Annotated in this window: 19 protein-coding genes; 6 read left to right on the forward strand and 13 right to left on the reverse strand. The window is 59.5% G+C overall.

What is annotated here, in order from left to right:
* Nucleotides 1-97 precede the first annotated feature (97 nt).
* The 12 genes from C2U30_RS21910 to C2U30_RS21965 form a co-directional block, all read right to left on the reverse strand.
* A complete protein-coding gene (locus C2U30_RS21910) occupies nucleotides 98-1,414 on the reverse strand; it encodes a HipA domain-containing protein (RefSeq protein ID WP_103244544.1) in 1,317 nt (438 codons plus the stop codon).
* Complete coding sequence (locus tag C2U30_RS21915; protein WP_103244545.1) at nucleotides 1,398-1,694, reverse strand: helix-turn-helix domain-containing protein; 297 nt, start codon at nucleotides 1,692-1,694, stop codon at nucleotides 1,398-1,400. Before C2U30_RS21915 ends, C2U30_RS21910 begins: the two co-directional genes overlap by 17 nt.
* A gap of 333 nt (nucleotides 1,695-2,027) precedes the next feature.
* Entirely contained in the window at nucleotides 2,028-2,354 is a 327-nt protein-coding gene (locus tag C2U30_RS21920; RefSeq protein WP_103244751.1) for a hypothetical protein, read from the reverse strand.
* Nucleotides 2,355-2,429: 75 nt separating this feature from the next.
* Nucleotides 2,430-3,299, reverse strand: coding sequence for a hypothetical protein (locus C2U30_RS21925; protein ID WP_103244546.1), 870 nt, complete (start codon nucleotides 3,297-3,299; stop codon nucleotides 2,430-2,432).
* Nucleotides 3,296-4,072: a HipA family kinase gene (locus C2U30_RS21930; RefSeq protein ID WP_103244547.1), complete on the reverse strand. Its 777-nt coding sequence runs from the start codon at nucleotides 4,070-4,072 to the stop codon at nucleotides 3,296-3,298. The genes C2U30_RS21925 and C2U30_RS21930 overlap by 4 nt, the downstream gene beginning before the upstream one ends.
* Nucleotides 4,073-4,263: 191 nt before the next feature.
* The gene (locus C2U30_RS21935; RefSeq protein WP_103244016.1) at nucleotides 4,264-5,301 is read right to left on the reverse strand and encodes an IS630-like element ISAeme16 family transposase; all 1,038 of its coding nucleotides are present in this window, start codon (nucleotides 5,299-5,301) and stop codon (nucleotides 4,264-4,266) included.
* A gap of 1,022 nt (nucleotides 5,302-6,323) precedes the next feature.
* Nucleotides 6,324-7,130: a tryptophan synthase subunit alpha gene (trpA, locus tag C2U30_RS21940; protein WP_103244548.1), complete on the reverse strand. Its 807-nt coding sequence runs from the start codon at nucleotides 7,128-7,130 to the stop codon at nucleotides 6,324-6,326.
* Nucleotides 7,127-8,320: a tryptophan synthase subunit beta gene (gene trpB / locus C2U30_RS21945; RefSeq protein WP_103244549.1), complete on the reverse strand. Its 1,194-nt coding sequence runs from the start codon at nucleotides 8,318-8,320 to the stop codon at nucleotides 7,127-7,129. Before trpB ends, trpA begins: the two co-directional genes overlap by 4 nt.
* Before the next feature lie 74 nt (nucleotides 8,321-8,394).
* Nucleotides 8,395-9,882, reverse strand: a complete 1,488-nt coding sequence (trpCF, locus tag C2U30_RS21950) for a bifunctional indole-3-glycerol-phosphate synthase TrpC/phosphoribosylanthranilate isomerase TrpF (protein WP_233721012.1) — start codon at nucleotides 9,880-9,882, stop codon at nucleotides 8,395-8,397.
* Nucleotides 9,879-10,892, reverse strand: coding sequence for an anthranilate phosphoribosyltransferase (trpD, locus tag C2U30_RS21955; RefSeq protein WP_103244551.1), 1,014 nt, complete (start codon nucleotides 10,890-10,892; stop codon nucleotides 9,879-9,881). The genes trpCF and trpD overlap by 4 nt, the downstream gene beginning before the upstream one ends.
* 9 nt (nucleotides 10,893-10,901) lie before the next feature.
* Nucleotides 10,902-11,501 carry an aminodeoxychorismate/anthranilate synthase component II gene (locus tag C2U30_RS21960; RefSeq protein ID WP_103244552.1) on the reverse strand — a complete coding sequence of 200 codons (600 nt, stop codon included), beginning with the start codon at nucleotides 11,499-11,501 and terminating at the stop codon, nucleotides 10,902-10,904.
* Nucleotides 11,502-11,581: 80 nt separating this feature from the next.
* Complete coding sequence (locus C2U30_RS21965) at nucleotides 11,582-13,219, reverse strand: anthranilate synthase component 1 (RefSeq protein ID WP_103244553.1); 1,638 nt, start codon at nucleotides 13,217-13,219, stop codon at nucleotides 11,582-11,584.
* Nucleotides 13,220-13,640: 421 nt separating this feature from the next.
* On the opposite strand from C2U30_RS21965, the gene rnm reads away from it, so the two are divergent.
* The 6 genes from rnm (at nucleotide 13,641) to tesB (ending at nucleotide 18,940) form a co-directional block, all read left to right on the forward strand.
* Nucleotides 13,641-14,522: an RNase RNM gene (rnm, locus tag C2U30_RS21975; protein WP_103244555.1), complete on the forward strand. Its 882-nt coding sequence runs from the start codon at nucleotides 13,641-13,643 to the stop codon at nucleotides 14,520-14,522.
* Between the two features lie 138 nt (nucleotides 14,523-14,660).
* Nucleotides 14,661-15,281 (forward strand): L-threonylcarbamoyladenylate synthase, encoded by a 621-nt coding sequence (locus C2U30_RS21980; RefSeq protein ID WP_103244556.1) that lies wholly within the window; start codon nucleotides 14,661-14,663, stop codon nucleotides 15,279-15,281.
* Nucleotides 15,274-16,170, forward strand: coding sequence for a segregation and condensation protein A (locus C2U30_RS21985; protein WP_199767308.1), 897 nt, complete (start codon nucleotides 15,274-15,276; stop codon nucleotides 16,168-16,170). The genes C2U30_RS21980 and C2U30_RS21985 overlap by 8 nt, the downstream gene beginning before the upstream one ends.
* Nucleotides 16,171-16,263: 93 nt before the next feature.
* A complete protein-coding gene (scpB, locus tag C2U30_RS21990) occupies nucleotides 16,264-16,836 on the forward strand; it encodes an SMC-Scp complex subunit ScpB (RefSeq protein WP_103244557.1) in 573 nt (190 codons plus the stop codon).
* A gap of 111 nt (nucleotides 16,837-16,947) precedes the next feature.
* On the forward strand, nucleotides 16,948-17,871 hold the full coding sequence (gene rluB, locus C2U30_RS21995) for a 23S rRNA pseudouridine(2605) synthase RluB (protein WP_103244558.1): 924 nt from the start codon (nucleotides 16,948-16,950) through the stop codon (nucleotides 17,869-17,871).
* 205 nt (nucleotides 17,872-18,076) lie between these two features.
* Nucleotides 18,077-18,940 carry an acyl-CoA thioesterase II gene (tesB, locus tag C2U30_RS22000; RefSeq protein ID WP_103244559.1) on the forward strand — a complete coding sequence of 288 codons (864 nt, stop codon included), beginning with the start codon at nucleotides 18,077-18,079 and terminating at the stop codon, nucleotides 18,938-18,940.
* Between the two features lie 70 nt (nucleotides 18,941-19,010).
* On the opposite strand, the gene C2U30_RS22005 is transcribed toward tesB, so the two are convergent.
* Complete coding sequence (locus tag C2U30_RS22005) at nucleotides 19,011-20,189, reverse strand: dicarboxylate/amino acid:cation symporter (RefSeq protein WP_059168628.1); 1,179 nt, start codon at nucleotides 20,187-20,189, stop codon at nucleotides 19,011-19,013.
* Between the last annotated feature and the right edge of the window lie 59 nt (nucleotides 20,190-20,248).

Genomic DNA, 20,248 nt, shown 5'->3' on the forward strand with positions numbered 1-20,248 from the left:
TTATAGACCTGAGTTTGATAAAAAGTGGGTCATTGTAGGCAATGCCCGCCATGGGCTCAAGGCTGGGTTGCGTCCCATGCGGGTGGACAAGGTCCGGCTACAGTTGCAGCTCGGGCAACAGCGCTGCCTGCGCCTGAAAATGGTGGCAACGGCGCTCAACGTCGTCTCGGTAGCCTGCCAGATAAGCCAGCTCGGCGGGATTGTCTGTCTCAACCATGGCGATGGCGGCATCAAGATGATGCAGTATGTCGCTGGCTATCTTGTGCAGGGTTTGCTGCAACAGGCGTTTGGGCAAATCACATGCTTCGGCCATCTCCAGCAACTGCCATGCGTTGACCGCCTCGGGAGCAAACTCGTCGCCTATGGCCATGGCCAGATGCTGGTTGAACTCGGGGTAAAGCCCCACATTGACCAGATCGTACCAGGGGGTGGGCATCAGCCCGGCTTTTGATACGAAGAAGCTGTAGTTCTTGCCGTGGGCATCGTGATTGTTGACGCAGAGGTTGAAGAGCAGCCATTGCAGCATGTCCAGTCTGGCCTGCGCCGGATTGACACAGAGGGCACTGAGACTGAACAGCCGTGGCAGGCTCACCCCTTCCCGAATATGGGCCACGTCCCGCCCGTCACCGAAGTTGCGTTCATATTTTCGGGCGACGGGAAACCCCAGTCCCTGACAGGCATCGATCATATGGCGACGGCGTACCCTCAAGCCATCTTCATCGAGGCGCCGATCAAACCGTTCCACCAGCAAACCTCGGTGGGACTTATCGCCTTGGCCGACCCTGTGCAGTTCGACCTGTGCCACCGGCATGCCCAGCAGTGCGGCCAGCCGCATGGTCACAAATTCATTGATCACCAGATGAGGATGGTGCTCGAACTTGAGGAGGTGGGTGGAACAGAGTTCGCCCTCGCCAAATCCCAGCGCCCCCTCGAGTCGCAGCAGGTTGAGCTTGGCCTGCACACCTGCAACCGAGAGTCGGGGGCGGCCATCCCAGACTTCCAGCGGCCAGATCTCGGGCTGATCGAGGCGCAGCAACAGCTCTTCCGGGGTGATGGGGCGAAAATGGGTGGGGACGTCGGGCTCTGCGGGCAGGGTAAAGGTGACAGCCCCTGAGACATCGCGGCCGATGCCGTGGATCAGGGCAAAGAGATTGCTGCGCGAAACGGAGAGCGCCTCAATCAGATGGTCCATCCCGCGATTTTCAGGCAGCAAGTTGCCGAGATACGCCCGGATCTGGGTGCTGCTGGCCGAGCTATTCAGCGCCAGCGGTGGTGAAAGCGGGAATCCACGCGCTTGCCACTCAGGTGTATAGCCGAGCTGAAACGCATCCCGGCTGGAGTCATACTCGAGATGGCCGATCAGCTGATTACCCAGCCGAAGTTCCAGCCGATGGTGCTCAGAACCACTCATCATCACCGACCTCGGGTTGGCTGTTGCAGCTCGTTACCTGTGAGCCCGCTTCCTGCACCAGTTGCAACCTCAGCCCCAGCGCCTTCATCACCTGCAACAGGGTCGAGAGGTAGACATCCCCCCCTTTTTCAATCTTGATCAGGGTCTTCTTGGAGATGCCGCACAGTGAGGCCGTCACCTCCTGGGTCATCCTGGCTGCCTTGCGTCTCTCGCGGATCGCCAGCCCCAGCGAGGCGGGATCCAGTTCTTTCGGGCCGGTTTGCAACGATGCGTCAGCCATCATGATCACGGAAAAAAGTGTAGGTTGTTACACCTTAACCCATGGTAAGAGCAAACAGCAACCAAAAGTGTACGATGGTGCACTTTTTATGGTCTTGGTGCTGGTTGCAATAGAAAAGTGTAGAGAGGTTCACTTTTTAGGGCGGAAAACTTGGTGAGGGATGGTCTGGGGGATGGCCGAGGGGCAGGGAGGGGCTCGCTTGCAGAGCCGCATTGAACTTCATGTTTACTTCACCGAGTGGGGGAGTAAAACAGGAACACCCACCTTTTTGTGTGCTGGCTATACAGCGTCTTGCTCAGATAGATGGGCGTCCTGGTTTGTTGCTGGTTTGTTGCTTTAGTGGATGCTGAGACTGGCGGCCAGGTGGTGAAGATAGTCATAACTGTGCCACTGCACGGCGCAGAGGGCGAGCAGGACTGAGGCCCCCAAGGCACCTTGATCCCAGTGCCGTAGCAATATCCGCAACGCATGCACTATGCAAAGACCCAGGCTCACCAGATAAATGAGGGCTAACACTCCTTCAATCAAATCCGATATGCCGTAGGGATCATTCGGATTGTGATAAAGCTGGTCATAGCCAAAGGCGCGAAATCCGAGTCTGATCAGAAACAGGAAAGTGCAGAGAATGGCCAATCGTTTTGTTTTTTGGCTGATTTCTTTCATGCAACAGTCAGTACCGAGACGGATCTTGGGGGGGAAGGAAAATAGGGGCCCCATAGTTTCGGTGGTTTATCATATTCATGCTGCCGATTTGTGAATGTGCTCAGCGGCTTTCACTGCACTATCAGTGCTAAAAACTGAAATATTCTCTCGTTCAGCGACCTCTTGCACTAATTCCAAGTTGCTTTTTATATTTTCGATTGATTTTTTTGGAATAGTTGGGTCTGTAAAAGAGGGTCGACCAATAATTATCTCGAATTGTTGTGGTTTTATAAGAATCTGAGATTTTTGAAATGTCTCTAGATCAAGAAGTTTTGCTTTCACAAAATTCAGCGATGAAGATATATTTGTTGGAACTAGCAGTGCAAAGTTGGATGCATATATGTCATTGGAAAATCCAAATGTAGTATATATTCCACTATCACCAATCTTAATTTTTCTTTTAAGAAATGCGGTTAGGTCTGGATTGATAATTCTAAGCTGTTCAGCTATATCGGTAGCCCATCGTGAAGAATATTTTTTCGCTTGGCCATCCTCATTGTCTCTATCTGCCTCTAGCGATAATGTGCTTAAGCTTGCTGAGAGTCTTATTGCCTGTCTGAGAATTCCGTTCAGATCATCATCTGACGCACTAACCGCATCCCCACATACAACACCTTCAAATGGTGCATTCCAACCAATTAATTCACCGTTATCAATAATATGTTTTTTGGCTGAGGATATAAGCCAATCAATCATATTCTTGATATTTTTTGACTGTGCACCATATAGGCAATCAAGCAATTCGCTACGGATCGCTTGTATTACGTTGAATTCAGACGCAGCACCAATAGCTACAACTGCGACAGTTACTCGCTCGCCAGAGCCTACAATCGGCTCCAGATAGATAGCATGCCATACGCCCTTATAGGTGGGAAGCTCAGGAAATATACTATCAAGAACACTCATAGTGCTAGTCCCTGTTGTTGTAAGCATAACCTTTGTTCTAAAAGAGTATTAAGCATACAAGATCTTTCTTCAAGGAAATTTATCACAGCGACAACGTCCTCATCACTTAAATATGAAGTGCCATAAGTTTTTTCAGAGATTATAGTGAATGGTATTTTTGAATATTGTGGGGTTACAGTAGACTGCGCATCTCGGTTAATTTTATATTTTTCAAACTCACTTTTTGGTCTGTAAAAACTATCTATTATTATGTTATTTTCAGAGATGTGGTTTGATTTGCATCCCTTTGGGATAGATAGCCCATGATCTATAAAAAAGAAATCACTAGAGCCGTCGAATAATATATTTCCACCATGTCTATCTGGATTCGCTATCCATTCGTCAAAAACACCGACATCAAGTGTTTTTTTGAATTCTGAAAGTTTATGAATCAATTCATCGTTGATCCCTCTCCTTTTCAAGCTAGGGTAAACGGAGTCTTCAGAACCAAAAGCTAATTTATATTCTCCTAGTGGAATGCTATTCAATGTATTATGGTCTACCCTTACGATTAATGGTGAAGGAATTGGTAATCCAAGGGCTCTGCCAATAATTGCACAAACACACTCAATGTAAATTTCTCTATCTGGGATTAATTTAACATATGCAACTATCACTTCTTTGTGAGTTTTTACATGAGCTTTGAATGTTACGTTTATATTTCCATTGTCGTTGATGGGATTGGCTCCAGGAAGCATAGTCCCTACTCTAACTTGTTCAATATCAACTTTCATATACTTAATCCGAAGAAGTGTGGCATATAGTAGTGCTTTAATTAGTGACCATGAATATAATCACAACTTTAATATGACAGATGGTTAGGGATGGTGTAAATATTCGGTTTCTGCAATTTAGATGGTTTTAGAATAATTATGATGAAAACTTTATGAGATTGTGTGATATTCACAGGCCTAAATAGCTGATCCTAATTTCGCTCCAGTTGCATAAGCCCATGTCCATTACCGGGGAACGGGGCGGCATGATCCAGGAAGTAGAACACGCGACGTAATAACTCACCCAATGTGCGGCATTGGTGGTTCCGGGTGATCGTTTCATGGAGGGCATGCCACAGCCGCTCAATCTGGTTCACCCATGGCGAATACACCGGCTGAAAAAGCACGATGAACTTCGGATTTCTTGCCAGCCATCGCTGTGCTTTTTTGCTCTTGTGGATGATGTAGTTATCCAGGATCAGCGTGATGCTCTTGGCGCGCCGATAAGTTCGCTTTAGTGTCTGGAGCAGTGACAAGAACAAGTCCGTGTCTTTGCTATCGCTCGCCACATAGGTCACGTTACCTGTTCCGGCATGCAGGGCGCCAGCGAGGTAATGTTTGCGATTCTGGCCCGGAGTTGCCACTTTCTTCTGCTTCCCTCGCATCATCCAGTCCGCCCCCAGCTTGGGATTGAGGTGGATATCCACCTCATCTTCATAGAACACGGGATGGTCCGCACTGCAGCGTCCCAAGGCCTCATTGATGGCGGCCATTTTCCGCTCTTTATGGGGATCGCGGATGTGCAAAGTGGGCGCGGCCCGGCGCCAGACAATCCCTAGCCTGGGCAGCCATCGCCGTATTGTTGAAGCATGCAATGTCAGGCGCCAACTCCGTTTGAGTTCAAGCGCCATCAGTTCGGTACTCCAACGAGAGCGCTGATATCCGAGCTCCTGTGGAGACAACTGGATCAACAGGTGTAATAGACCCGAGATGTGAGCAAATGGCAGCACCGGCTTGCGCCCCCGAGGCTCGCTTTCAAGCCCCTCCAGACCGTACAAGGTGTACCAGTTCACCCAGCGATTGATCGATGACCGGGCGGCGGCAGTGAGCCGAGAAACAGCCGAGACACTGTGCCCGTCAGCAAGGAGCAAGATGGCGTTGAGCCTCCGGCAGAGATCTTTATCTTTGGTCCGGTGCATCTTGTTGATGATCCGGCGTCGCTCATCATGGTCGGGGAGTGTTAGTATCATTTCGGGCTCGGCTCGTTTGTCGTTTGATTGGTTTGGCGATTAATCAGATCGCACAAACGACGCCGAGTTCCCTTCTTTCCCGGATAAGTGATCTACATTTCGGAACGGTTATTTAGTTATTTTAGAGGCTCGAATATTTAATGTCAGGAACGCTACCGCCCCTGAGTTTCAGCTCCCAGTTTGCTGCCTGTCCCCTGCGCTATGCCAACAATCGCTTCCATGATGTTTTCCCGAGAAATGGATTGTCGTTTGGCTATCTTAAGGGCTCTGATCGAGGCATGGGAAGGGCTGGTTGATAGAAATCTGAGCTGGTTCAATCAATTAGTGAGCAACTGTCGTTCTAGTTGGCTGTTGGGTGAGCAGAATAGTGGGAATTCCCCTCACCCCAGCCCTCTCCCAGGGGGAGAGGGGGCATATTTGCGGTTAGGCGGGAGCTAGGGGCTGGCACTGTCTTGTCTTGCTCCCCCTCCAAGGCGCCGAGTCGAGCTCAATGGGTCAGGGGCGCCGTCAGGGATGACGGCGCAGCCGCAGTTGGTACAGGGATGTACCATCTGCGGCGTTCCGTCCGACCCAGAGAGCGAGATGAGGGAATCCGCCGAAGGCGGGCGGCTTGGCGGGGTGGTCTTTCTTTTGGTGACTTTTCTTTGGCCACGCAAAGAAAAGTCACTCGCCCAGGCCCGAAGGGCGGGCGAAACCCCATCGAGGACGGAGTCCTCGCATCCCATGCGGCGTAGCCGCATCAAGGGGCTAACCGCTGGCTCGGGAATCCGGCGAGAGTCTGTCGTCGTGGAACAGACGATTTCTTGCGGTGCAATGCGCTGCGCTTATTGCACCCTACGGTGTGCCACTGCGTGGCGAAGCCGCGCCATCACATCAACGTCGCGAACGTCTGATTACGCTTCGCTAATCAAACCTACAGAGAAGCCAACCGCTGACGCCGGATAACAAAAGGGAGCCCAAGTGGGCTCCCTTTATGCTGGCTGGCTGATCAGGGTCAACGGCATCTGACCCTATACCTGCCCCTACTTATTGGTCGCCGCCTTCATCCCTTCCACAAACTCCTTCAGACGAGTGAGCATATGCTCCGGGTTCTTGTGGTGGGTCTCGATGATCTTCACCACGGCGGAGCCCGAGATGGCACCGGCGGCGCCGGCCTTGATGGCTTCACGTACCTGGGCCGGTTCGCTGATGCCAAAGCCGAGCAGGGCGGGGGGAGCATTGAACTCGCGCAAGGTGTTGATGAGACCATCCACCGGCATGCCGGCCTTGGTCTCGGCGCCGGTCACGCCGGCGCGGCTCACCAGGTAGGTGTAACCGCTGCCGAGCTCGGCCACGGCTTTCAGAGTCTCGGTGTCACCGTTGGGCGGGGCGATAAAGATGCTGTCGATGCCGAACTTGTCGGCCGCCGCCTTGTAGGGGGCGCACATCTGCACCGGCACGTCGGCCACCAGCACCGAGTCCACCCCTGCCTGCTGGCACTTCTCGTAGAAGCCGTCGATATGGCGCACATAAACGAGATTCGCGTACACCAGCAGGCCAATGGGCAGCTGCGGGTACTTGGCGCGGATACGGCCGAGCAGGGTGAAGCAGTCGTCCGGGGTGGTGTGGCTGGCAAAGGCACGCAGGGCCGCGCCCTGAATGGTGGGGCCGTCCGCCACCGGATCGGAGAAGGGGATGCCCAATTCGAGCGCATCGGCGCCCCCTTCGACCAGGGCATCGACGATGGCCAGGGACAATTCGGGGGTGGGGTCACCCAGCATCACGAACGGCACAAAGGCGCCCTGATTGACGGCATCCAGACGGGAGAAGAGTTGTGCGTAGCGATTCATGACAGGGTTCCTTCTTTCTCAAAAATGTCGGCGACGGTGAAGATGTCTTTGTCGCCACGGCCGGAGAGGTTGACGATCAGCACCTGCTCTTTCTCGGGTTCGCTGCGCGCCATCTTGAGGGCATGGGCCAGGGCGTGGGAGGACTCCAGCGCAGGGATAATCCCCTCGGATTTGGCCAGCTCCTGGAAGGCGTCCAGCGCCTCCTTGTCGGTGATGGAGACATACTCGGCGCGGCCGATGGCGGCCAGGTGGGCATGCTGCGGGCCGACGGAGGGGAAGTCGAGCCCCGCCGAGACGGAGTAGGACTCCTGAATCTGACCCTGGTTGTCCTGCATCAGGTAGGAGTGCATGCCAAAGAAGACCCCCTTGCTGCCGTGGCCCAGGGGGGCACCGTGCTCGCCGCTCTCTATGCCGTGACCACCGGGTTCGACCCCGATAAGGCGCACTTCCTTGTTGTCAATGAAGTCGGCAAACATGCCGATGGCGTTGGAGCCGCCGCCGACGCAGGCGATCACGGCGTCGGGCAAGCGCTCTTCTTTTTCGAAGCACTGGGCCTTGGCCTCCTCGCCGATCATCTTCTGGAACTCCCGCACTATGGTGGGGAAGGGGTGAGGGCCGGCGGCGGTGCCGAGCAGGTAGTGGGCGCTGTCGTAGTTGGCAGCCCAGTCGCGCAGCGCCTCGTTGCAGGCATCTTTCAGGGTGGATGAGCCCGAATGCACAGGTATCACTGTGGCCCCCATCAACTTCATGCGAAACACGTTCGGCTTCTGGCGCTCGCAATCCTTGGCACCCATGTAGACCCGGCACTTGAGGCCGAGCAGAGCGCAGGCCAGGGCAGTGGCGACGCCGTGCTGACCGGCGCCGGTCTCGGCGATGATCTCGCTCTTGCCCATGCGCTTGGCGAGCAGGGCCTGACCCAGCACCTGGTTGGTCTTGTGGGCGCCGCCGTGCAGCAGATCTTCACGCTTGAGGTAAAGCCGGGTCTTGGTGCCCTTGGTCAGATTGCGGGTCAGGGTGAGGGGGGTCGGGCGACCGGCATACTCGGTGAGCAGCTCCTGAAATTCGGCCACGAAGGCCGGGTCATCCTTGGCATCGACGAAGGCCTTCTCCAGCTGGAGCAGGGCGGGGATCAGGATCTGGGGTACGTACATACCACCAAATTCACCGAAAAACGGGTTGAGCAGAGTCATAGATTATTCCTTGTGCTTATAGGCAAATGCAGTTCATTAATTTGGTGCATGTTCAGAGGGCGCGCAGGGCACTCTTACAGTTGGCGCAGGGCGCCAAAGGCCGCCGCTATCTTGTGCGCATCCTTCTGGCCCGGGGCACTCTCCACCCCGGAGTTGAAATCAAGGCCGAGGCAACCCACCTGGGCGGCCTGCAGGGCGTTGTCGGGATTGAGCCCCCCCGCCAGCATCAGGCGAGATTTATCCAGGCCCGCCAGTATGGTCCAGTCGAACGCCTGACCGGTGCCGCCGCTCTGGCTGCCGACTTTTGTATCCAGCAGCAGACGATCCGCCGGGAAGTCGAGGGCGGGCAGCGGCTCGCCGCTCGTGACACCCACCGCCTTCCAGATCTCGCAACCCTCGGGCAGCAGGGCCCGCAGGGTCTGGATATAGGCGGCGTCTTCATCCCCGTGCAGTTGCACCGCGGCGAGCCCGAGGGCCTCGACCGTCAGGGCTATGGTCTGGGGCTGGGCATTGCGAAACACTCCGACGTAAGAGAGTGGCGCCCCGGCCATGACGGCGCGGGCGGCGGGAATGTCCACATAGCGCGGGCTCTTCGCGACAAAAATCAGGCCACCGAACAGGGCCCCCGCCTGATGGGCGGAGGCGGCATCTTCTGGGCGGGTGAGGCCGCACACCTTGTTCTGACCCAGCACAAGCTTGCGTACCGCCGCCTCCAGATCCGGCTCGCTCATCAGGGAGGATCCCACCAGGAAGCCCTTGGCATGGGCGCGCAGATCCGCCACCTGGGCGCGGTGGTTGATGCCGGACTCGCTGATGACTACCCGATCGGCGGGGATCTCGGCAGCCAGCTGCTTGGTGCGGGCGAGATCCACGCTGAGATCCCGCAGATCCCGGTTGTTGATGCCAATCACGGGGGCGCCGAGGGCCAGGGCGCGATCCCGCTCCTCTGCATTGCTCACCTCGGTCAGCACCCCGAGGCCCAGCTCCTTGGCAACCTTGAACAGGGCGCGATAGCCCTCGTCGGTGAGCACCGAGAGCATCAGCAAGATGGCGTCCGCCTGATAGTGGCGGGCCAGATAGACCTGATAGGGGTCAATCATGAAGTCCTTGCACAGCACAGGCTGCTTGACCCGGGCGCGCACCCTGGGCAGGAAGGCGAAATCCCCCTGGAAGAACTGCTCGTCGGTCAGCACAGAGATGGCGGTGGCGTAGTTGCCATAGATGTCGGCGATGGCCTCGGGGCTGAAGTCATCGCGTATCAGCCCCTTGGAGGGGGAGGCCTTCTTGCACTCCAAAATGAAGCGGGTGGAGCCTGCACGCAGCTCTCCCTCGAAGTCACGATCGCTTGGCACCAGGGTGCCCTGGAAGCTCGCCAGGGGCTGGGCCAGCTTGCGGGCCGCGACCCACTCCTGCTTGGCGGCCACGATTTTGCCGAGAATGGTCTGGTTGATGGAAGCCCGATTCAGGAAGGCATCGGGGGAGGAGAGGGGGTCGAGCATCTCGATATCCTTGCTAAGAGTGGTACTGCCTTGTTGGCTGCCGTGAGTAGTGACTGACATCATGCCTCCTGATGGCTCAGGGTGGCGAGTGCCTGGGCGAGCAGGCGGGTTTCACCGCTTGCAAGCTTGGCCAGCACCTGCGCGGCCGCCTGCTTGAAGTCCGGGGCCTTGCCCGCCATCACCAAGAGCGGCGCTACATTGGCGGCGATGGCGGCGTTGTGGGCCGCTGTGCCTTCACCCGCCAGTATGGCGTCCGTGATGGCGCGGTTCTCTTCCGGCTCCCCCCCTTGAATGGCGCTGACCGGATAGGTCTCGAGGCCAAAGTCTGCCGGGGTGAGCAGGTACTCGCGAATTTCGCCGTCACGGATCTCGGCCACTTGGGTCGGTCCGTGAATGGCCACTTCGTCCAGCCCGGCGCCGTGTACCACCATACCGGTTTTCAGCCCCAGTGCCAGCAGGGTTTCTGCGATGGGACGCACCAGCTCGGGGGCATAGACCCCCATCAGCTGATAGCTGGGGCGGGCGGGGTTGATAAGCGGCCCCAAGACGTTGAATAGCGTCCTGGTTTTCAAGGCCTGGCGCACCGGCATGGCGTGGCGCACCCCGGCGTGGTACTGGGGGGCGAACAGGAAGCAGATGCCGAGCTGGTCCAGACAGCGGCGGGCCTGCGCCGGGCTCATGTCGAGCTTGATCCCCATCTTGTCCAGCAGATCGCTGGAACCCGACTTGCTCGAGACCGAGCGGTTGCCGTGCTTGGCCACCTTGAGGCCGCAGGCGGCGGCGACCAGGGCCGAGGTGGTGGAGACGTTGATGGTGTTGAGGCCATCGCCACCTGTGCCGACGATGTCGCAGAACGCATAGTCCGGACGCGGGAAGTCGCGCGCTTCGGCCAAGAGGGCCTCGGCTGCGCCGGCGATCTCCTCCGGGGTCTCCCCCTTGATCTTGAGGGCGGTCAAGAGACTTGCGAGGACGATGGGATCCACTTCGCCACGGACCACCTGACCGAAGGCATCGCGGGCGGCGTCGCGGGTGAGAGACTGCCCCTGATAGAGGGTGTTGAGATGATGATGCATGGGGTCTCCTTACCGCACGTGGCTTTCTGGACGGGTGATGTGGGCGAGGGCCTGGGTCAGCAGGCGGGCCCCTTCCGAGGTCATGATGGATTCCGGGTGGAACTGGAATCCCAGCACCCGCTCGTCCCGTTGCTCTATGGCCATGGGCATGCCCTGATAGTGGGCAATCACCTGCAGCTCTTCGGGTACATAGGTCGCCACCAGGGAGTGGTAGCGGGCCACCGGCAAGGGGCTTTGCAGCCCCGCGAAGGCGCCGTGGCCGTTGTGCTCAATCAGCGAGCGCTTGCCGTGGACTATCTCTCCGGCCGCTCCGACTGTGCCGCCGTAGGCTTCGCACAGGGCCTGATGACCGAGGCAGATGCCGAGGATGGGCACCCGGCCGCGGGCCAGCTTGATGAGATCGATGAGGCAACCGGCCTCATGGGGGGCGCCCGGTCCCGGGGAGAGCACCAGCACAGCATCGCCGTCACAGGTTTCTATCTCCTGCATGATGCGGGTCGCCGGCAGGCTGTTGCGGTAGATGCGCACCGGGTAGCCCAGGGTGCGGAACTGGTCTACCAGGTTGTAGGTGAACGAATCGAAGTTATCGAGCAGGAAGATATTAGTCATGGGACTGCTCCTTCGAAGTGCGGAACTGATCGGCCGGGGCGCTGTAGGTAAAGGAGTCGAAGTTATCGAGCAGGAAGATGTTAGTCATGGCTCACGTCCTTATGTTGCTCCTGCTGGGCGCTCAGGGCTTGCAGGGAGGTGCCATGGCTGGCGGCGATGGCGGCCAGCACGGCGGCCGCCTTGGCACGGGTCTCGTCAGCTTCGGCCTGGGGCTTGGAGTCATAGACCACGCCGGCACCGGCCTGGACATGGGCCAGACCCGCTTTCACGAAGGCGGAGCGGATGACGATGCAGGTGTCCATCTCCCCCGCGCCGTTGAGGTAGCCCACGGCACCGCCGTAGCTGCCGCGGCGCTTGCCTTCCACCATGCGGATAAGCTCGCTGGCCCGCAGCTTGGGGGCGCCGGTCAGGGTGCCCATGTTCATGCAGGCCTGATAGGCGTGCAGGGCATCAAGATCCGAGCGAAGGCGGCCCACCACCCGGGAGACCAGGTGCATCACGTGGCTGTAGCGATCCACTTTCAGCAGATCCTTCACGTAGCGGGTGCCGGGCTCGGAGATGCGTGCGATGTCGTTGCGACCCAGATCCACCAGCATCAGGTGCTCGGCCACCTCTTTCTCGTCCTGGCGCAGTTCGAGCTCGATGCGACCGTCCAGATCCAGATTGATGCTGCCATCGGGGTTGAGGCCGCGGCGGCGGGTACCGGCGATGGGGTACATCTCCACCTGGCGGCTGGCGGCACAGAACTTGACCGCGCTCTCCGGGGAGGCGCCAAACAGGGTGAAGCCCTCATCCTGCACATAGAACATGTAGGGGCTGGGGTTGGTCTGCTTGAGGCGGCGATAGGCGGCCAGCGGGTCGGGGCAGGGCAGGGAGAAGCTGCGGGACGGCACCACCTGGAAGATGTCGCCGCGGCGGATAAAGCCCTTGAGCTTCTCCACTTCGGCGCAGAACTGCTTGTCGCTCTTGTCGATATGGAGATTGCCGGTGAGGGGCTTGGCACCTTGCGCCACCGGTTGCGGCTGTTGGCAGGCCTGTTTGAAGGCCTCGAGGCGCGCAGTCAGCTGTGCGTAACGCTCATCGAGCTGGCTCTCATCCTGCTCGCCGCCAAAGAGGCAGGCCAGCAGCGCCGTGCTCTGCTTGATGTGATCTATGGTGATCAGGGTCTCGGCCACATAGAAGCAGTAGTCGGGGCAGTCGTTGCTCCCTTCCGGCACCTCGGGAAGATCCTCAAAGGAGGCGATGAGATCGTAGGCGAAGCTGCCTCCCATGAAGAGGGCCTCTTTACCCTGCTGGCACTGCAGCTCTTGTTGCAGGGTGCGCAGCACGTCCAGCACGCTGCTGCCCTTGAGGCGGCTGTCTTCGTCAAGGGTGCGGTCGGAGGCCGGGAAGTCGAGCTGCAGCTCGTCCGCCACCCGGGTCTGGGTGATGACGGCGGGTAGGCGCTGCTCGAGCAGGCGCTGCAACTGGACGCCGTTGCGGGTGAGGGCACGGACCCGCACCGTGCGGCCACGGCATTCGATGCGCAGGCAGGCATCCACCAGCAGCAGGCTCTGGGTGCCGGCCTTGGAGTCTATCTCCACCGATTCCAGCAGCAGGTTGTTGGGGTTGTGCTGGCAGAGCTGGGTGTAGAGCGCCAGGGGATCTGTCACATAAGGGGCATTGAGCCTGATGGTATCGAATTCGCCCAGGGGTAACCGGGTCTTGTTGCCTGTCATAATGCCTTCCCTTGCATGTGTTGTGTGTAACCGATGGTCATGGCGTTTCTCTCGAATTGGGATTGGGTTTTCGTCACGTCAGCGAGTTCGCCATCGCCATGTCAGTGCACTTGTCTGAATTGTCGGTTTCATCACAGGTCCATTTGCCGGATAATAAAAAAGCCCGCTGGGGTCAGCGGGCTTTTTCTTTGGGTTCTTAATTTGCTGTCAGATTACAGGTACAGCAACGACCACACGCCCGCATGTCAGGGAGTGTGCCACCACCAGATGGTCAGGATGGAAGTCGTTTGCATGATAGAGTCCTGTAAAAAGATGTTTGCAATGAAGTGCCTACAGAAAACGATAAAGCCGCGGCCAAGTCAAGTCGCTTTTTTGCCTTCTTTTTCCCAAGCAGGCCCCCTGATGAGAGCGAAACAAGCCGATGAGATTCGATCTTCACTGTCATACCACGGCCTCGGATGGCGTGCTGAGCCCCGCCGATCTGGTGCGCCGCGCCGCCGAGAAAGGGGTGGAAGTGTTAGCGGTCACTGACCACGACACCCTTGACGGGCTTGATGAAGTCCGTGCAACGATCAAAGCCGAGCAGTTGCCGCTGCGACTGGTGAGCGGGGTCGAGATCTCCACCGGTTGGGAGCACCACGAGATCCACATAGTGGCGCTCGGGGTGGATGAAAAAAATCCGCAGCTGGTCGCCTTCCTGGCCGGTCAGCGGGCCCGCCGGGAGGCGCGCGCCCTGGAAATAGGGCGCCGTCTGGAGAAGTGCCAGATCCCGGGCACCTATGAAGAGGCCAAGCAGCTCGCCGGTGACGCCGCCGTGACCCGGGCCCATTTTGCCCGGGTGCTGGTGGCGCGCGGGGTGGCCGACAACATGCAAAAGGTATTCAAGAAGTACCTGAGCCGGGGCAACAAGGGTTATGTGCCCGCCGAGTGGCCCGAGATGGGCGAGGCCATCACCGCCATTCACGCCGCGGGCGGGCTGGCGGTGCTGGCCCACCCCAGCCGCTACAGCCTCACCGCCAAGTGGATCAAGCGGCTGCTGGTCGCCTTCAAGGCGGCCGGTGGCGATGCCATGGAGGTCTCCCTGCCCCAGCAGAGCCCCCAGGAGCGGGCCAATCTCGGCCAGTGGGCCAAGGATCACGATCTCTACATCTCGGTGGGATCGGATTTTCATTTCCCCTCCAACTGGACCGAGCTGGGCCGCCATCTGTGGCTGCCCAAGGAGGGCATGCCACTCTGGCTCGGCCACCCCGATCACTTCGGGCTCAGCCAGGAGCAGCATGCCAGCCTGTTGGCCAGCCGCTGACAGGAGGAGGCCGATCCGGTCGGATCGCGTCTTTGGTACGGGCGAGTCTGTGCCAAACAGGTTAAGGTAGTGTCATGGGCCAGGCGGCCCGTGACCATGAAGCGGGCACCCGGTGTGCCCCTATCGCGAGAAGAGCATATGAGTCAGCATTTTTACGTACATCCGGACAATCCCCAGGTTCGCCTCATCGGTCAGGCGGTGCAGATACTGCAAAACGGCGGCGTCATCGTCTATCCCACCGACTCCGGCTATGCCCTGGGCTGCCAGATGGGCAATAAGGACGCGCTGGAGCGCATCTGCCGCATCCGCCGCATCGATCCGAACCACGACTTCACCCTGGTGTGCCGGGATCTATCCGAGATCTCCACCTACGCCAAGGTGGACAACACCGCCTTCCGGCTGGTGAAGAACAACACCCCAGGCCCCTACACCTTCATCTTCAAGGCCACCAAGGAGGTGCCGCGCCGCCTCATGAACGAGAAGAAGAAGACCATCGGCATCCGGGTGCCCGCCAACAACATAGCGCTGGCCCTGCTGGAGGCCCTGGGTGAGCCGCTGCTCTCCACCACCCTGATCCTGCCGGGCTCCGAGATGGCGGAGTTCGACCCCGAAGAGATCGCCGACAAGCTCGGCAAGCAGCTGGATCTGGTGGTCAACGGCGGCTATCTGGGTGAGCAGCCCACCACTGTGGTGGACTTCTCCGACGACGAGCCCGTGCTGCGCCGTCGCGGTGCCGGGGATCCGACGCCGTTTGAGTGATACTGCCGAGCCCGTACCCGAGGCGATGATCGCGCCGGGTGCGACGGGGGAGGGCCTGCTTCCCCCGCCTATGGCCCCCTCGCCCATCGCAAAAGTGCTGGGGCAGCCCTACCATGAGCTGCCCCAGGATCTGTTTATTCCGCCCGATGCGCTCGAGGTGTTCCTCGACACCTTCGAGGGGCCGCTGGATCTGCTGCTCTACCTCATCCGGCGTCAGCAGCTCGACATCCTGAACCTGCCTATCCTGCAGATCACCGCCCAGTACATGGAGTACGTGGAGCTGATGCAGGGGCTCAATCTGGAGCTGGCGGCGGAATACCTGCTGATGGCGGCCTGGCTCGCGGAGATAAAATCCCGCCTGCTGCTCCCCAAGGCCCCGGAGCTGGAAGACGAGGAGGAGGGAGAAGACCCTCGCGTCACCCTGATCCGCCGGCTGCAGGAGTACGAGCGCTACAAGCTGGGCGCGGAGCGGGTCAACGCCTTGCCGAGGCTGGAGCGGGAGATCTTCATCGCCACCGCCCTGCCACCGGATTTTGGTGCCTTGAAGCCGCTGACCCCCGATGTTTCGCTGGTTGAGCTCGCCCTTTACATGCAAAGTATGGTAAAACGCGCGACTCATTTTGAACATCACCAGATCCGCCGCGAGCAGATCCCGACCCGGGTGCGGATGGCGGAGATCCTCGCCATGCTCTCCCTAGGCCAGACCCTGCGCCTTGAGCAGGTGCTGCGGGCCGAAGAGGGACGCATGGGGGTGCTGGTGACCTTCCTGGCCCTGCTGGAGCTGTGCAAGGAGCAGCTTATCTGGATCCTGCAGGCCGAGCCCTTGGGGCCGATCCATTTTGCCCTGGCGAGCCAGGGGGAAGGGGGGGAGCATGAGCAGGTACACTGAGTGGCTGTTCGCCCCGGGCAGTCCGGACGGGGAGGGCAACCGTGGCGCTGCCCACTGAACGATTCAAGACCCTGATTCAGGGAGGGATGCGTGATGGCGCTGCCTGCTGAACGATTAAAAACCCTGATCGAGGCGGCGCTGTTTGTGGCCGGTCGTCCGCTCAATGTCAGCGAGCTGAAAAGCAGCGTACTGGCCGATTATCCGGTGACCAGCCGCTATGTGCAGTTGCTGCTGGCGGAGCTCAGGCAGGATTACAGCGAGCGCGGAGTTGAGCTCAAGGAGGTTGCCTCCGGCTGGCGCTTCCAGGCCCGCCAGGAGTATGCCGAGGAGCTGTCGCGTCTGTGGAGCGAACGGGCGCCCCGATATTCCCGTGCCGTGTTGGAGACGCTGACCCTGATTGCCTATCGTCAGCCCATCACCCGGGCCGAGATAGAAGCCATCCGCGGGGTGGCGGTATCGAGCCAGATAGTGAATACCCTGAAAGAGCGCGGCTGGGTGCGCAGCATAGGTCACAAGGAGGTGGTGGGTCGCCCCGAGCTGCTCGCCACCACCCGAGAATTTCTGGACTATTTCAATCTGCAGAGTCTGGAGCAGCTTCCCGAGCTGCATCCCGAACTGCACTCCCCCTTGCCGGCCATGCTGGGCGAGGGGAGCGACGGTCAATAAGCGGCAGGCCGTCTTGCGCATTAACGTGGTGGCGATGCCCAGAGGGCGCGTCACAGGAGTCAATGTTGTCCGCTATGTCAGCGGGCAGCGATCAACAATCAGGTAAACCCGATGAGTGAAAAACTGCAAAAAGTATTGGCCCGCGCGGGTCAAGGCTCCCGTCGTGAGATGGAGGCCCTGATCACCGCAGGTCGGGTCAGCGTGGATGGCAAGGTCGCCATGCTGGGGGATCGCGTCGAAGTGAACGCCGTGATCCGGGTGGATGGTCACCAGGTCAAGACCCGTGCGGCCGAGGAGCAGATCTGCCGCGTGCTGGCGTATCACAAGCCCGAAGGGGAGATGTGTACCCGTCACGATCCGGAAGGTCGTCCCACCGTGTTTGATCGTCTGCCCAAGATGGACGGGGCCCGCTGGATTGCGGTCGGCCGCCTCGACGTCAACACCTCAGGTCTGTTGCTGTTCACCACCGACGGCGAGCTGGCCAACCGGCTGATGCACCCGAGCCACGAAGTGGAGCGGGAATACGCGGTGCGCGTCTTTGGCGAGATCACCGAAGCCATGCTGCAGCGCCTGCGCAAGGGCGTGCAGCTGGAAGACGGCATGGCCAGGTTCAACAAGATCAAGCCGGCCGGCGGTGAAGGGCTGAACCAGTGGTTCAACGTCACCCTGACCGAGGGTCGCAACCGTGAAGTGCGCCGCCTGTGGGAATCCCAGGAAGTGCAGGTGAGCCGCCTGATGCGCATCCGCTACGGTGACGTCACCCTGGATCGCGGCATCCCCCGCGGTGGCTGGCAGGAGCTCAAACTGCCCGAGGTGAACTACCTGCGCGGCCTGGTCAACCTGCCCAACGAGACCGAGTCCAAGGTCGACCTGCAGCAGGATGGCAAGAGCACCCGCCACAAGCAGGCCGCCCAGATCCGTCGTGCCGTCAAGCGCCACAAGGATATGCAGGGCAAGGAGCCGCGCGCTCGCAGCACCACTGCCCGCCGCAAGCCGCAAGCCTCGACCCGCAACTCCGGCACCGGCAGCAAGTAAGCCTATGCCTGTGGCATGACGTGGTCGGCCCGGGCCAGGCAAAAGCCCGCACCATCTGGTGCGGGCTTTTTGTTTGTGGCGATTCTCCTCCCCCTTTTGAAGGAGGAGGTCGGAAAAGGGTGGCTGCGGGAGAATGGGCGTCAGCAAGGTTGCCCTGGCGGGGCGGGCTTGTTAGCCTTTCCCGCACTGAATACAGGAGATAAGAATGAGCAAGGTACTGGATGAGCTGCTGGCACTGCTGGCGCTGGAGAAAATAGAGGAGGGCCTGTTTCGGGGCCAGAGCCAGGATCTCGGTCTGCGGGCCGTGTTTGGCGGACAGGTAATGGGGCAGGCCTTGTCAGCCGCCAAGCAGACGGTGGCCGCCGATCGCCAGGTCCACAGCTTCCACTCCTACTTCCTGCGCCCCGGGGATGTGACTCGTCCCATCGTTTATGACGTAGAGAATATCCGCGACGGTCAGACAGTCTCCACCCGCCGGGTCAAGGCCATTCAGGGCGGCAAGCCCATCTTCTACCTCAATGCCTCGTTTCAGGTGGAGGCCAGCGGCTTCGAACATCAGGCCCAAATGCCGGTGGGGATCACCCCGCCTGAACTGCTCAAGAGCGAGCTGGAGCTGGTGCGTCCCTACGAGCAGCTGATCCCGGCCACCCTGCGCGACAAGATCCTCTGCGAGCAGCCCATCGAAATCCGCCCGGTGACCCTGGTTGACCCCATCCGTCCGGCGATAGAGGCGCCCCTGCGTCACGTCTGGTTCAAGGCCAATGGGCAGATACCGGATGACCAGCGGGTGCACAACTACCTGCTGGCCTATGCCTCTGATTTCAACTTCCTGTTGACCGCCCTGCAGCCCCACGGGGTCTCCTACTGGGAGCCGGACATGCAGGTAGCGACCATAGATCACTCCATGTGGTTCCACCGGGAGTTCCGGCTGGATGACTGGCTGCTCTATGTGGTGGACAGCCCGAGCGCCAGCGGCGGCCGTGGTCTGGTACGCGGTCAGTTCTTCACCCGCGACGGCGTGCTGGTGGCGAGCACAGCGCAGGAGGGGGTTATCCGCCGCCGAGGTTGAACCTTCCTTCACAGGCAGTCATCAACAAAAACGGGAGCCAGTGGCTCCCGTTTTTTTATGGCGTGTGCGATCAGGCCGCGTCGCGCTCGGGGGAACGCGTGGTTTCCCCGACTTGGGCGAAGCGGTCGGCCCAGAGGGCGATGACGCCGTCACCTGTGACGTTGCAGGCGGTGCCGAAGCTGTCCTGGGCCAGGTAGAGGGCGATCATCAGGGCGATGGAGGCCTCTCCGAAGCCGAGCATGGAGGTGAGCAGGCCGAGCGCCGACATGACGCCGCCACCGGGGGCTCCCGGCGCCGCAATCATGATGACGCCGAGCATCATGATGAAGGGCAGCATGGTGCCATAGCCCGGGATGGCCAGATGCTCGGAGAGGAACATCACAGCGGTGGCGCAGGTTACCAGGGTGATGGTGGAGCCGCAGAGGTGAATGGTGGCGCACAGGGGCACGGTGAAGTTGGCGATGCCGTCGCTCACGCCGTTGTTCTTGCTGGCCTGCAGTGCCACCGGGATGGTGGCGGCGCTGGACATGGTGCCGAGTGCGGTGAAGTAGGCGGGCAGCATGTTCTTGATGAGCATGGCGGGGGAGCGGCCCAGCGCCAGCCCGGTGCCGATGAAGAGCACGGAGAGCCAGAGCCAGTGCATGACGATGGCCATCACCAGCACCACGCCGAAGGTCTTGAGAGTGGCGAACACTGTGCCTTCCACCGTCATCTCGACGAAGACGCCGGCGATGTAGAAGGGCAGCAGCGGGATGATCACGCGGGCCAGCAGGCGGTCTATGATGTCACGGCCCTGATCGGCGACCCGGCGCAGGTCGGTGGCCTGGGTGGCGCTGATGCCGATGCCGAACACGAAGGCGGCGGCCAGGGCCGACATCACCCCGAACAGCGGCGGTATCTCCAGATTGATGTAGGAGCTGAGCTTGATGGCGGCCTGCGCCGTGGGCTCGGCGGCCGTGGTCAGCTGCGGGATCAGCTGGCTCGCCACCGTGAAGGCAAACAGGCCCGCCAGTATGGTGGAGCAGTAGGAGAGGGCCACCGTCTTGCCGAGCAGCTTGCCGGAGTTCTTCGGCAGGCTGGCGATGCCGCTCATGATGAAGAACAGGATGATGAGCGGAATGGTGAAGGTGATCAGCTGACCTATCACTGTCTTGGCCGTGAACAGCACCCGTGCGACCCATTCCGGGGCGTAGAGGCCGAGCAGGAGACCGGCGAGGATGCCGGCAATCAGATTGAGGACGAGTTTCATGGGGGAATCCAGGTGTTGGTGTCTGTTTTGTTATTTAATCTTGATTTTAATGCCGCCTT

The organism is Aeromonas sp. ASNIH5, from assembly GCF_002902865.1.
Taxonomy (GTDB): domain Bacteria; phylum Pseudomonadota; class Gammaproteobacteria; order Enterobacterales; family Aeromonadaceae; genus Aeromonas; species Aeromonas caviae.